General features: G+C 68.5%; 10 protein-coding genes. 2 read left to right on the top strand and 8 right to left on the bottom strand.

Annotated elements, in window-relative coordinates; translation table 11 throughout:
- The first annotated feature begins 86 nt into the window (after positions 1–86).
- Together J5M67_RS08985 and J5M67_RS08980 are read left to right on the top strand one after the other, a co-directional pair.
- Positions 87–1,850 carry an ATP-binding protein gene (locus tag J5M67_RS08985; protein ID WP_207884950.1) on the top strand — a complete coding sequence of 588 codons (1,764 nt, stop codon included), beginning with the start codon at positions 87–89 and terminating at the stop codon, positions 1,848–1,850.
- Complete coding sequence (locus J5M67_RS08980) at positions 1,847–3,181, top strand: sigma-54 dependent transcriptional regulator (protein WP_207884949.1); 1,335 nt, start codon at positions 1,847–1,849, stop codon at positions 3,179–3,181. Before J5M67_RS08985 ends, J5M67_RS08980 begins: the two co-directional genes overlap by 4 nt.
- Here J5M67_RS08980 and J5M67_RS08975 read toward each other — a convergent pair.
- From J5M67_RS08975 to J5M67_RS08940, 8 genes are all read right to left on the bottom strand, one after another.
- Positions 3,163–4,143 carry a hypothetical protein gene (locus J5M67_RS08975; RefSeq protein ID WP_207884948.1) on the bottom strand — a complete coding sequence of 327 codons (981 nt, stop codon included), beginning with the start codon at positions 4,141–4,143 and terminating at the stop codon, positions 3,163–3,165. The two genes, J5M67_RS08980 and J5M67_RS08975, sit on opposite strands and share 19 nt — an antisense overlap.
- A gap of 412 nt (positions 4,144–4,555) precedes the next feature.
- On the bottom strand, positions 4,556–4,750 hold the full coding sequence (locus J5M67_RS08970) for a hypothetical protein (RefSeq protein ID WP_207884947.1): 195 nt from the start codon (positions 4,748–4,750) through the stop codon (positions 4,556–4,558).
- A 181-nt stretch (positions 4,751–4,931) separates the two neighbouring features.
- Complete coding sequence (locus J5M67_RS08965; protein ID WP_207884946.1) at positions 4,932–5,867, bottom strand: LysR family transcriptional regulator; 936 nt, start codon at positions 5,865–5,867, stop codon at positions 4,932–4,934.
- A 390-nt stretch (positions 5,868–6,257) separates the two neighbouring features.
- The gene (locus J5M67_RS08960; RefSeq protein WP_207884945.1) at positions 6,258–6,962 is read right to left on the bottom strand and encodes an NAD(P)H-dependent oxidoreductase; all 705 of its coding nucleotides are present in this window, start codon (positions 6,960–6,962) and stop codon (positions 6,258–6,260) included.
- Between the two features lie 72 nt (positions 6,963–7,034).
- Positions 7,035–8,453 (bottom strand): aldehyde dehydrogenase family protein, encoded by a 1,419-nt coding sequence (locus tag J5M67_RS08955; protein WP_207884944.1) that lies wholly within the window; start codon positions 8,451–8,453, stop codon positions 7,035–7,037.
- Entirely contained in the window at positions 8,446–9,636 is a 1,191-nt protein-coding gene (locus tag J5M67_RS08950) for a pyridoxal phosphate-dependent aminotransferase (RefSeq protein WP_207884943.1), read from the bottom strand. Before J5M67_RS08950 ends, J5M67_RS08955 begins: the two co-directional genes overlap by 8 nt.
- 94 nt (positions 9,637–9,730) lie before the next feature.
- Positions 9,731–11,341, bottom strand: coding sequence for a 5-guanidino-2-oxopentanoate decarboxylase (locus J5M67_RS08945; protein ID WP_207884942.1), 1,611 nt, complete (start codon positions 11,339–11,341; stop codon positions 9,731–9,733).
- Between the two features lie 70 nt (positions 11,342–11,411).
- On the bottom strand, positions 11,412–13,499 hold the full coding sequence (locus J5M67_RS08940; protein WP_207884941.1) for an acetate--CoA ligase family protein: 2,088 nt from the start codon (positions 13,497–13,499) through the stop codon (positions 11,412–11,414).
- Positions 13,500–13,503 lie beyond the last annotated feature (4 nt).

Here is a 13,503-nt window from a genome sequence, read left to right as displayed (position 1 = left end):
TGCCCGCAGTGTAGCGAGGCGGCCGGCCGCCGAACCAGTGCGACAACATGCTATCGTCGCCGTCCTATGCTCGACTTGCTTCGAAAATGCCGCTTCCCCGCCCCCTTCGCCTCGCCCTGATCAGCCTGCTCCTGCTGGCCGGCCTGCTGCTGTCGGCGTACTGGGCGGGCGAACAGGCGCGGCACCGCGCGCTGCTTGCCGAGGCGGAGGCGGCCCACGAGCAGCTCGGCCTCTACGCCAACTCCCTGCACACGTTGATCGAGCGCTTCCGTAGCATTCCGGCGGTGCTCGCCCTCGACCCGGACCTGCGCAGCGCCCTGCAAGGCCCGGTGACCGGCGAGCGGCAGCACCGGCTCAACCTCAAGCTGCAACAGATCAACGCCGCGGCGCGCTCCTCCACCCTGGAAGTGCTCGACCGCGACGGCCTGGCGGTGGCGGCGAGCAACTGGGACCTGCCGACCAGCTATGTCGGCCACAACTACAGCTTCCGCCCCTACTTCCGCCAGACCATCGCCCAAGGCGCCGGGCGCTTCTATGCGGTGGGCGTGACCACCGGGATTCCCGGCTACTTCCTGTCCAACGCCGTGCGCGACGACGCCGGCAACTTCCTCGGCGCCATCGTGGTCAAGCTGGAGTTCCCCGACCTGGAACGCCAGTGGAGCCAGACCCCGGACGTGGTGCTGGTGAGCGATAGCAAGGGCATCGTGTTCCTCGCCAACCATCCGCGCTGGCGCTACCGCGAACTGCTGCCGCTGGACGCCGTGGCCCGCGCCGAACTCAGGGACACCCGCCAGTACCACCAGCACCCGCTGAGCGCCCTGTCTCACCAGACGCTCCAACGCCTGGGCGACAACGCCCGGATGACGCGGGTGGAAGGCCAGGAAATCGGCGGCGACTACCTCTGGCAATCGGTCGAGCTACCCGAGGACGACTGGACCCTGCACCTGCTGCGTGACGCCGGCAGCCTCCAGAACGACGTCACCAGCGCCCGCCTCGCCGCCGCCGGCGCCTGGCTGGCGCTGGTGTTCCTGGTGCTCTGGCTGCACCAGCGGCGACGCCTCGCCCGCCTGCGCCAGCGCAACCAGGAAGAACTGGAGCAACTGGTCGAGCAGCGCACCGCCGCCCTGCGCACCGCCCAGGATGGCCTGGTGCAGGCCGCCAAGCTGGCCGCGCTGGGGCAAATGTCCGCGGCGCTGGCCCACGAGATCAACCAGCCGCTCACCGCCCAGCGCATGCAGCTGGCCAGCGTGCGCCTGCTGCTCGACGCCGGCCGCCAGGACGACGCCCGCAGCGCCTTGCTGCGGGTGGATGAACTGCTGGAACGCATGGCCGCGCTCACCGGCCACCTGAAGACCTTCGCCCGCAAGACCCCCGGCGGCCTGCGCGAGCGCATCGAGCTGGGCCATGTGCTGGACCAGGCGCTGCACCTGCTCGCCGTGCGCATCCGCGACGAGCGGGTGGAAGTCGTCCGGCAGCTGGACGAGCCGGCCTGGGTGCTGGGCGATGCGATCCGCCTGGAACAGGTGCTGGTCAACCTGCTGCGCAACGCCCTGGATGCGCTGGCCGGCATCGAACACCCGCAGATCACCCTGAGTCTGCGCCGCGAAGGCGATCACTGGTGCCTGGACGTCGCCGACAACGGCCCCGGCATCGACGAAGCCAACCTCGCCAGCGTCTTCGATCCCTTCTTCACCACCAAACCGGTGGGCGAAGGACTGGGCCTGGGGCTCGCGGTATCCTACGGCATCGTCCATGAACTCGGCGGGCGCCTCGGCGCCGCCAACCAGCCCTCCGGCGGCGCGCTGTTCCACCTGAGCCTGCCCGCCGCCCCGGAAGAAATCCGAGCATGAGCCAGACCATTCTCTTCGTCGACGACGAAGCCGCCATCCGCGACGCCGTGCAGCAGTGGCTGCAACTCTCCGGCTTCGACGTGCGCCTGTGCAGCAGCGCCGACGAGTGCCTGAAGAGCGTGGCGCGCGAACTGCCCGACGTGATCATCAGCGACGTGCGCATGCCCGGCACCGATGGCCTGGCCCTGCTCGAACGCCTGCAGCAGCAGGACCGCGACCTGCCGGTGATCATGGTCACCGGCCACGGCGACGTGCCCATGGCGGTGCAGGCGATGCGCCAGGGCGCCTACGACTTCATCGAGAAACCCTTCACCCCCGAACGCCTGCTCGACAGCCTGCGCCGCGCCCTGGAGAAACGCCGGCTGGTTCAGGAAAACCGCCAGCTGCGCGAGCAGGCGGCGCTCAAGGACCAGATCGAATCGCGCCTGCTCGGCGTCTCGCGGCCGATGGAAACCCTGCGCCGACAGATCCTGGCGCTGGCCGGCACCCCGGTGAACGTGCTGATCCGTGGCGACACCGGCAGCGGCAAGGAGCTGGTCGCGCGCTGCCTGCACGGCTTCGGCCCGCGTGCCGGCAAGCCCTTCGTCGCGCTGAACTGCGCGGCGATCCCCGAGCAGTTATTCGAGAGCGAACTGTTCGGCCACGAGAGCGGCGCCTTCACCGGCGCCCAGGGCAAGCGTGTCGGCAAGCTGGAACACTCCAACGGCGGCAGCCTGTTCCTCGACGAGATCGAGAGCATGCCGCTGGCCCAGCAGGTGAAACTGCTGCGCGTGCTCCAGGAACAACAGCTGGAGCGCCTGGGCTCGAACCAGAGCATCAAGGTCGATTTGCGGGTGATCGCTGCGACCAAGCCGGACCTGCTGGAAGAGGCCCGCGCCGGGCGCTTCCGCGAGGACCTGGTGTACCGCCTGAACGTCGCTGAGCTGCGCCTGCCGCCGCTGCGCGAACGCCGCGAGGACATCCCGCTGCTGTTCGAACACTACGCGCTGCTGGCCAGCGAGAAATTCGGCCGCGAGTCGATGCCGCTGTCGGCCACCGAACTGGCCCGCCTGCTTGCCCACGACTGGCCGGGCAACGTGCGCGAACTGGCCAACGCCGCCGAGCGCCACGTGCTCGGCCTGGACCGCGACGACACGCCCGTCGAGCCCGCCGGCAACGGCCTCTTCGAACGCATGGAAGCCTACGAGGCGCAGTGCATCCGCCAGGCGCTGGGCCAGTGCAAGGGCGACATCAAGGCGGTGATGGAGCTGCTCGGCCTGCCGCGCCGCACCCTCAACGAGAAGATGCAGCGCCATGGCCTGAGCCGTGGGGACTACCTGGGCGAGGACTGACGCCCCGGCAACCAGCGCGCGCCAAGACAGGTGCTGCCGGCCAACAACAGCAGCGGCCCGAGGATCGAGATAGACGCGATCAGGGGCAGGCCCGCGGAGGTCTGCATACGCATCAGCGCGTCATGGAACAGGACATAGCCGAGCACGCCGAGCAGCGCCGTGCACAGCAGCCAGCCAAGGCCCGCGGTCACACCCGACAGCAGTACGCGGCCGGCTGAATAGCGCGGCAGCCAGTTCGGAAGCCGCGTGTAGACGCACAGCAGCACCAGCGCGGCGGGAAGCGTCCATGCCAGGACCTCCAGCGCAGTCCCCCAATACCCCATCCGGTTGAGCACGAAGAGACGCACCAGCCCCGACAGCAGCTTGGCGGTGAGCCCGGCGAAGGCAAGGGCAACCCCGAGCGCGGCGTGCATCCGCCGGATCGGCGGCAGCGCCTCCGAGGTCTGGCGTTCGGAGCGCGAGCGGGTCACCGCCAGAACCATCCACAGGCAGATCAGGGACAGCACCAGTTGCACCAGCGCCCCGCCCAGCAGCGCGATCGGTATGACGACGAACGACTGGTTGCTGAGATCGCCCAGCCAGAAGGCGAACTCCTGTATCGGTGCGACGAGAACCTTGCTGTAGAACTGCTCGGCGACCATCTGCAACGCGAAGAACGCCACCGCGATGACCGCCAGGGGGCGGAATCGCAGGATCCCGTGCCGCTCCCGCTGGGCCTGCATGAACAGCACCACCAGGGCGCCACTGACGGCCAGCGAGGACAACCAGGCGCCGAGTTGCCCCGGCAGTGTCTGCCACAGTCGTTCGACGGGCACACCGCTGTGCCATTGCCAGAGCACCTCCAGCAATCGAGCGCCGATACCGAGCAGGAACAGCGCGGCAACCGCGACATAGGGCTGCCAGAGCGCCGCCGCTTCGGCGTGCTGCTCGGCCCGTGGGGTGTTGAAGGGGCTGTCCTGCACGTAGCGGCATCCTGGGCGATGGGAACGAGGAGACATTATGCCCATCCGCCACGCCGGACGCTCAGCACAGCGCCATCGGCAGACCCGGCGACTTTTCCACAGGCAAAAAAAAGCCGCTGATAGCAGCGGCCTTGAGATAGACGTCGATTCGGAGCAATCACATATCGACGTCGGGAAGCTTGCCGGCGGTGAGGCCGGGAACGGCGCTCCTCGAAAGCAGCGCTGTTGGGTCAAGTATATTGACCGATAAGACAGGAATACAGGCCACTGGCAGCGAAAGACTGTTACCGCATCTGTAACAGTCGCCGGCCGGCCGCAGAAAACTCGGGCAAAAAAACGCCGCATGTCATATGCGGCGCAAGGTGTTGAGAAGCCCGGCTCACGCACCGGGCCTCCCGGGGGAAGTGGCCGATCAGGAATCGGCGCGGCTGTCGGCGGCGGCCTTGGCAGTCTGCTCGGCGGACTGGGCCTGTTGCTGAGCGATGGCCGCCTGGTTGGCCTCGACCATCTTGTTGGTCATCAGGCGCGACTCTTCGGCGAAGCTCAGTTGGGTGAAGGACAGCGTGCAAACGGACAGCAGGGCAGCAACAAAAAGCGAACGGGACATGATGAAGATCCTTTCTGAACACCCGGTTGGTCGGGGATGTGGAAAGGTTACGGCGCAACAGTGGGTAGAAAAATAGCTAGCTAACCAACAAAGCATTGCCTAAAAAGCAACAATCGTCGGTATTCGATCAAGAAGCCTGATATAGAGCGACCGCGGCGTTCTGCCGCAGCCTGGTGGCGGCTCAGGCCCAGTTGACGGGATCGTTGAGCGCTGCTTCGTCTTCTGCGAAGACCCGGGGCAGCTCCGCCTTGAGGAACTCCACCCAGGTGCGGATCTTCGCGTCGAGGAAACGCCGCGACGGGTACAGCGCATAGATCTGCCGCACGTGAAGGCTGTGCCGGGGCAGCACCCGCACCAGCGAACGCTTGCGCAGCGCGGGCGCCGCGACGTAACTGGGCAGCAGGCAGATGCCCATGCCGGCGGCGGCGGCGCCGGTCAGCGCCTCGGCGACATTGACCATGAAGGTGTCGCGCGGGCGGATCACGCTGGCCTCGTTGCCCTCCTCGAACGCCCAGCCCTCGGGGAAGGTCGGGTCCTGCAGGCGCAGGCACTGGTGCTGGTGCAGGTCGGCCACGGTCTGCGGGGTGCCGCGGCGCTTGAGGTACTCGGGGCTGGCGCAGAGCACGCTGTAGATGGTGCCCAGGGTCTGGGCGACGAACTCGGAGTCGGGCAGTTCGCGGTCGCGGGTGATCACCACGTCCTGGCCTTCTTCGAGGATGTCCGGCTGGCGCTGGGCCAGGGTCAGCTCGATGTAGACCTCGGGGAAGGACTCGCAGTAGCGCGAGATCAGCGGGATCAGGTGCTGCTGGCCCAGGCCGGTGAGCGAATGCACGCGCAGGCGGCCACGGGGATTGAGGTGCGCACCGCTGGCTTCGGCTTCCGCCTCGTCGACATCGGCGAGGATTTCCCGGCAGCGCTGCAGGTAGCGCTCGCCGGTTTCGGTCAGCGCCAGGCGACGGGTGGTGCGGTGCAGCAGGCGGGCTTCAAGCTGGGATTCGAGATCGGAGACGACGCGCGAGACCTGGGCGGTGGATAACCCCAGGGCGTTGGCGGCGGCGGTGAAGCTGCCGGCGTCCACCACGCGGACGAAGGCCCGCATCGCGTGAAGTACGTCCATGGAGCCCCCTGCTCAATTCAGCCTGTAGGAAACGACGACCATTGTTGTCTTCGTCGCAAAACTGAATCGCAGTATAGGGTCGTTTTCTGGCGATTGTTACTGCGTATAGTGCCAGCCAAGTCGCTGCAGCAACGTTGGGCATACCAGGCTCATCGTACGGCCGCCGATACACCCATCGACGGCCCTCTCCCCCGCGCATACCTGGCTGCAGCGACTGACTTTTTCTCCTGGGGCGGCCATCTGCGGATGGCCGCCCTTTTTCATTTCTGACCGGAGCACCGGAGTCGAGCCGGAATGTGTAGGAGCGAGCTTGCTCGCGAACCCATTTCACTCCGGAGTCGCCGGGAATCTGTTCGCGAGCAAGCTCGCTCCTACAAAAAGCGAAAGCGATCAGCGCGGCAGCGGGTACAGACGCTCGTCGAACTGGTCCAGGCGCACGAACTCCAGCGGCTGGTCGTTCTCCAGATTCTGCAGGCGGTCCTGGTACTGGCGCAGGAAGTCCACGCGCGCGTCGTTGCTGATGTAGGGCACGTGCCAGGCGACGAAGGGTGGCAGCACGGTCATGCCGGTGTAGGCCAGAGTGCCGCGCAGGATCGGTCGCAGCATGTCTTCCAGCGGGCCGTGGATGGCGCCTTCGCCGAACATGTGGTCGCGCCCGCCGAGGGTCACGGTCACCAGCGCCTTCTTGCCGGCCAGGCCGCCCTGGTCGTAGAAGCGCTTGCCGCCGTAGCAGATGCCCGAGACCAACACGCGGTCGAACCAGCCCTTGAGGATGGCCGGCGCCGAGAACCAGTAGATCGGGAAGTTGAAGATCACCAGGTCCGCCCAGAGCAGCTTGTCCAGCTCGGCCTGGATGTCGGCGGCGATGGTCTTGGCCTTGGCGCCTTCGCGCTGTTCCAGGGCGTAGACCAAGTAATCAGGGTTGGCGCGCGCACCAAAGTCGGCGGCGCTGGCCACCGGGTTCCAGTTCATCGCGTAGAGGTCGGAGACCTGCACCTCATGGCCCTGGCCACGCAGGGTTTCCTCGGCGAGCTGGTACAGCGCGGTGCTGAAGGATTGCGGTTCGTTGTGGGCGTGGACGATCAGTACGTTCATAGGGATTCCTGACAAATCGGTGAGCGGCGCTGCCCTCACCCCAGCCCTCTCCCGGAGGGAGAGGGGGTCTGTTTAAAGCTGGATGGCCTTGAGCTCGACGAATTCGTGCAAGCCCTGCTCGCCCCATTCGCGGCCGTTGCCGGACTGCTTGTAGCCGCCGAACGGCGCACGGTAGTTGAAAGCACCGCCGTTGACGAAGCATTGGCCGGCACGCATCTGCCGGGCGAGTTTCAGGCCCTGCTCGCGGTCGCCCGCCCACACGGCGCTGGACAGGCCGAACGGCGAGTCGTTGGCAATGGCGATGGCTTCGGCCTCGTCGGCATAGGGGATCAGACAGAGCACCGGACCGAAGATTTCCTCGCGGGCGATGCGCATCTGGTTGTTCACGCCGGCGAAGATCGTCGGCTGCACGTAATGGCCGCGCTCCAGGTGAGCGGGACGCTCGGCGCCACCGCAGATCAGTTGGGCGCCCTCTTCCAGGCCGACGCGGATGTAGTCGAGCACGGTGCGGCGCTGGCCGGCCGAGCACATCGGGCCGAGGAAACTGTCGGCGTCCAGCGGGTCGCCCATCTTCAGCGAGAGGGCTTCGGCGCGGGCGATTTCCACGGCTTCGTCGTAGCGGCTGGCGGGCAGCAGCATGCGGGTCAGCGCGGTACAGGTTTGCCCGGAGTTGATCATCACGTCCTGCACGCCATGGCGCACGGCGGCGGCGAGGTCAGCATTGTCGGTGATCAGGAACGGCGATTTGCCGCCCAGCTCCAGGCACACGCGCTTGACCGTCGGCGCCGCGGCTTCGGAGACCTTGACGCCCGCACCGGTGGAGCCGGTGAAGGACACCATGTCCACGTCCGGGTGGCGCGCCAGGGCTTCGCCAACCTTGGAGCCGGGACCGCTGACCAGGTTGAACACGCCGGCCGGCAGGCCGATGGCATGGACCATGTCGGCCAGCAGGAAGGCGTGCAGCGGGGTGTCCTGGCTGGGCTTGACCACCACGGTGCAGCCGGCGGCCAGCGCCGGGGCGAGCTTGCCGATCATCTGGTGCAGCGGGTAGTTCCAGGGGTTGATGAAGGCGCAGACGCCCACCGCCTCCTTCACGATCAGCGAGTTGCCGACCTCGCGCACTTCGTCCATGTGCGCGGCCATCGCGGCGTAGCTTTCCAGGCCCTCGATCGGCCCGTCGACCTGCACCATGCGGCACCACTGCACCGGCATGCCCAGCTCGGCGGTGATCAGCGCGGCCATCTCGTCGGCGCGCTTCTTCAGTTGTTCGGCCAGCGCGCGGATGTAGCCGGCGCGCACGTGAGACGGCGTCTGCGACCAGGCCGGGAAGGCACGGCGCGCGGCGTCCACCGCGCGGTTCACGTCCGCTTCGCCGCCCAGCGGCACGCGACCGACGCATTCCTCGGTGGCCGGGTTCTGCACCTCGGCCAGGCCTTGTCCTTGCGGCGCCACCCAGGCGCCGTCGATGTAGAGCTGCGTGCGGTCATGCATAGCGTTTTTCCTTCAGCAGTTCGGCAGCGCACAGGGCAATGCGGCGGCAGGCTTCGCGCAGCGGTTCGGCACCGAGCACCAGGCCCAGGCGGATGTGCCCGGCGGCGCTGGGGCCGAAGGCTTCGCCGGCCAGTACCGAGACGCCGTGGCGGTCCAGCAGCAGGTTGGAGAAGTCCTGGGCGGAGAGCCCGGTGGCGCGGATGTCCACCATCACGAACATGCCGCCGTCCGGGCGCAGGGCGCGCACGCCGACGCAATCGGCCAGGCAGTCGAGCACCAGGTCGCGGCGCTGGCGGTAGGCCTCGCGCATGGCTTCCAGTTCCGGCAGCTTGGCCTCCAGCGCGGTGCAGGCGGCGTCCTGGATGAAGTCCGGCGAGCCGTAGAGCATGCACAGGGCAAGGTTTTCCAGGTGGACGCAGAGCTCCTGCGGGCCAACCACCCAGCCTACCCGCCAGCCGGTCATGGCGTGGGATTTCGACAGGCTGTTGAGGGTTGCGGTGCGCTCGGCCATGCCCGGCAGGCTGGCGGGGCTGATGTGCTCGCCGTCGAACAGCAGCTCGCTGTAGACCTCGTCGGAAATCATCCACAGGTCATTTTTCACGCACAGCTCGGCCAGCTTTTCCCAGGTGGCGCGCGGCAGGCTGGCGCCGGAGGGGTTGTGCGGGCTGTTGATGGCCAGTGCGCGGGTGCGCGGGGTGATCAGCGCGGCGACGTCCTCGGCCTGCACGCGGAAGCCGTGCTCGGAACGCACCGACACCGGGACGACCTTGGCGCCGCAGGCACCGAACACCGCTTCGTAGGTGACGTACATCGGCTCGGCAACGATGACTTCGTCGCCCGGGTTGAGCACGCACTGCGCCACGGCATACAACGCGCACTGGGCGCCGGCCAGCACGACGACTTCGTCGGCGCTGACGGCCTGGCCGCTGCGCTGGGTGTGGCGGCGGGCGATGGCTTCGCGCAGCGAACGCTTGCCGCGCACGTCGGCGTAATGGGTGTTGCCGGCCAGCAGGCTGTCGATGGCCGACTGCACGATGGGCACCGGGGTATCGAAGTCCGGGTCGCCCACCGACAGCAGGAGGATGTCGTCGCCCTTCTCCATGCGCGCCAGGGCGCGGTAGTGGATGTCCCAGGCGGCGGCGCCGTCGCCGGCGATGCGTTGGGTGAAGTTGGAATAGCGCATGGGATTCTCCTTGGAGCCTGCCCGCACGGGCGGCCGGCTCGAAATGCTCAGTGACCGCGCCGGAGCCTGCACGGCCCCGGCGGGTGCGACGGACCTACTTGACGCAGGCGTGTTTCAGCTCGATCAGGGTCACGCCCGGATGGGCGAAGCCGGCGCGCAGGTCGCGCTCCAGTTCGTCCAGGCTCTGCGGCTCGCGCATCTCGCAGCCGTAGGCGCGGCCGAGCAGGGCGAAGTCCGGGTTGCGCGGCAGGACGCCGATGGGCTCGATGTCCAGGCCGATCATGTCGTCGCGGATCTGACCCAGCGCATCGTTGTTCCACAGCAGCACCACCAGCGGGCTGTCCAGCTCCTCGGTGGCGGTGGCCAGTTCCTGGGCGGTGTAGAGGAAGCCGCCGTCGCCGACCAGCACCAGGCCCGGACGCTCCGGCGCGCCGAACTTGGCGCCGATGCCTGCGGGCACGCCGTAGCCGAGGGTGCCGTAGCCGGTGGGGTGCAGCCAGCCGCGCGGCGCCTTGCTCGGGTACAGGTAGTTGGCGGTGTAGGCCAGCTGGGTCATGTCGCTGGCGATGAAGGCGCTGTCCGGCAGGACCTTGGCGATGCGCTCGAGGATCGACTGGTGGATACGTTGCAGCGGCGCGTGGCCGGCTTCGATCTGCGCGCGCAGTTCGGCGATGCGCGACTGCGCTTTCGCGGCGTCGCGGGTCGCGCTCGGCAGCGCGGCGAGCAGCGCTTCGGCGGTGGCCTTGGAGTCGCCCAGCAGCGCCACGGCGCTCGGGTAGAAGTCGTTGAACTTGCGCGAATCGACGTCGACGCGGATCACCTCGCCGGTCAACGGCAGGCGGTCGCGCCAGTAATCGGTGTCGGCCATTTCGGTGCCGATGGCGAGGACCACGTCGGCCTCGGCGATCATGTCCCAACCGGCCTGGGTGCACAGGGTGGCGCCCGCGGCGAGCGGCGCTTCCGGCGCCAGCAGGCCCTTGCCGGCGACGCTGGTGAACAGCGGCGCGGCCAGGCGTTCGCTCAGCGCGGCCAGGGCATCGGCGGCATGCAGCGCGCCGCCGCCGGCGATGATCATCGGGCGCTGGGCCGCCTTGAGCTTATCCACAGCCTGCTTCAGCGCATCGGCGCTGGGTTGGCCACGGCTGGCGCGACGCACGACTTCGTGGGTCCAGTCGCGGGCGACGGGGTTGGCCAGCACGTCCAGCGGCACGGAGATATGCACCGGGCGCGGACGCTCGCTGTCGAACACGGCGTAGGCGCGGGCGATCAGCTCGGGCAGGTCCTCGGCGCTCAGGGCGACGGCGGAGAACGCGGTGATCGGCGCGGTCATGGCGCGCTGGTCCTGGGTCTCGTGCAGGCAGCCCCAGCCCTTGCCCAGGCTGGCGGTGTGGTTGACGCTGGAGATCACCAGCATCGGGATCGAGTCGGCGTAGGCCTGGCCGATGGCGGTCGCGGCGTTGGTCACCCCCGGCCCGGTGATGATGAAGGCCACGCCGGGCTTGCCGCTGACTCGCGCATAGCCGTCGGCCATGAAGCCGGCGCCCTGCTCGTGGCGCGTCAGCACGTGACGGATGCCGCTGCCGGGCAGGCCACGGTAGAGCTCCAGGGTGTGTACTCCGGGAATGCCGAACACGGTGTCGACGCCGTAGTTGGCCAGCAGGCGGACCAGGGCCTGGCCGCCGGTGAGGTTCTTGTTCTCTTGCATGAGGTTGCTCCCCAAGGCTAATGCGTGGCCTGCAGGAGCGAGTTTGCTCGCTCCTGCAGATATGGCGTCATCATTCGGCGGTACGGATCAGCGCATCCACCGCCACGGCGCCTTCGGCGTCCGCCAGCAGCGGGTTCACATCCAGTTCCAGCAGGTTGTCCACGTGCTCGCAGGCGTAGTCAGCCACCGCGCGGATGGCTTCCACCAGCGCCTCCAGGTTCACCGCCGGGCGACCGCGGAAGCCGGTGAGCAGCGGTGCGCTGCGCAGGCTCAGCAGGGCATCGCGGATCGCCGCGTCGGTGGTCGGCAGCAGCAGGCTGCGGCTGTCCTTGAGCAGCTCGACGAGGATGCCGCCGGCACCCAGCACCAGCGCCAGGCCGAAGCCGTTCTCGCGCTTGATGCCGACGATCAGCTCGGCCAGCGGCGGGTTGGCCATGCTCTCCAGCAACACCTGGTCGAAGGGCACGCCCGGTGCGTGGCGGGCGATGTTCTCGCGCATGTCGAACAGCGCGGCTTCCAGCGCCGCCTCGTTGCGCAGGTTGAGCGCCACGCCGCCGGCTTCGGTCTTGTGCGGCAGCTGCGCGCTGACCACTTTGAGCGCCAGCGGGAAGCCGACGTCGGCGGCCGCTTCGCGGGCTTGCGTCGGGGTGCTCAGTGCAGCGCGCGGCAGCGGCAGGCCGAAGGGTTTCAGCGCCTGTTTGGAATTCCACTCGTCCAGCAGCCGGCCTTCGCCGTCGATGGCCTGCGGGCAGAGCGGCACCAGCGCGGCTTCGCCACGGGCCAGCAGCGCTTCGCGGCGCTGGCGGTAATGGGCGATGCGGCCCCAGGCGGCCAGGCCGTCTTCCACACCCTGCAGCGCGGCGACGCCCCGAGCGTGCAGCAGTTCGCGGGCATGTTCGGGCAGCAGCTCGGGCAGGGCGGAGGCGATGAAGCCGACCTTGCCGTGGCGTTCCAGGGCGGCGCAGTACAGCTCCAGCAGCAGGTCGCACTGCGGGCGCTCGCCGGTTTCCTCGCCGGGGTAGTCCAGCACCAGCAGGGCGGCATCGGCGTCGGTCTGCAGGGCGCTGTCGAGCATGCGCTGCAGGGCCGGGCCGTCGCCCCAGATGGCGGTGGTGAAATCCAGCGGGTTGGCGATGTTGGCGTAGTCCGGCAGTACCTGGGCCAGCTCGGCGCGCTGGACGTCGACCAGCTTGGGCAGGGCCAGGCCGTTGCGCTCGGCGTAGTCGGCGATCAGCCCGGCGTCACCGCCGGAGCAGGCCAGCGCGGCCAGGCTCGGGCCGGCCGGCAGGTTGCCGCAGGCGGCCGCCTTCAAGGTTTCGATGAAGCTTACCGGGCCGCTGACGCGGATCACCCCGAGACGGTCGAACAGCGCGTCGTACAACGCGTCGGAACCGGCCAGGGAACTGGTGTGGCTGAGCGCGAGTTCGGCGCCGATCTCGGAGACGCCGGTCTTCAGGGCGATCACCGGGATGCCTTTCTGCAGCGCCTTGTAGGCGGCGCGGGCGAAGCCGGGGACGTTCTTCAGGCCTTCCAGGTGCAGTCCGATGGCGGTGACGCGCGGCTCGTCGAGCAGCACGTCCATCAGTTCGGCCACGCCCAGCTGGGCCTGGTTGCCCACCGAGGCCATGTAGGCGATCGGCAGCGAGCGGTCGCTCATGGACAGGTTGTAGGCGAAGTTGCCGCTCTGGGTCAGCACCGCCACGCCCTTCTCCACCAGGTGCCCGCCATGGGCCACCGGCCAGAGCGCTGCGCCGTGCAGGTAGTCGAGCAGGCCGTAGCAGTTCGGGCCGAGCAGGGCCATGTCGCCGGCGCTGGCGAGCAGGCGGCGTTGCAGGGCTTCGCCCTCCTCGCCGGTTTCGGCGAAGCCGGAGGCGTAGCAGATGGCACCGCCGGCGCCCCTGGCGGCCAGTTCGACCACGGCCTGTACGGTCAGGTCGCGGTTGGTGGCGATGAACACCGCGTCCGGTCCTTCGGGCAGTTCGGCGATGCTGCGTACGCAGGGCACGCCTTCGAGTTCGTCGTATTGCGGGTTGACCAGCCACATCTGGCCGGCGAAGCCGCCTTCGGCGCAGCGCTTGAGGGCGCGCGCCATGCTGCGGCCGCCGATGAAGGCCAAGTGCCGGGGCGCCAGCAGGCGCTGGAGGTTTTCGCGTTTCATCGCC

It is taken from the genome of Pseudomonas sp. 30_B (genome assembly GCF_017491605.1).
In the GTDB taxonomy this organism is placed as follows: Bacteria; Pseudomonadota; Gammaproteobacteria; order Pseudomonadales; family Pseudomonadaceae; genus Pseudomonas.
Note: the sequence above shows the minus strand (reverse complement) of the source record. Positions and strands in the feature narration are given on the sequence as shown.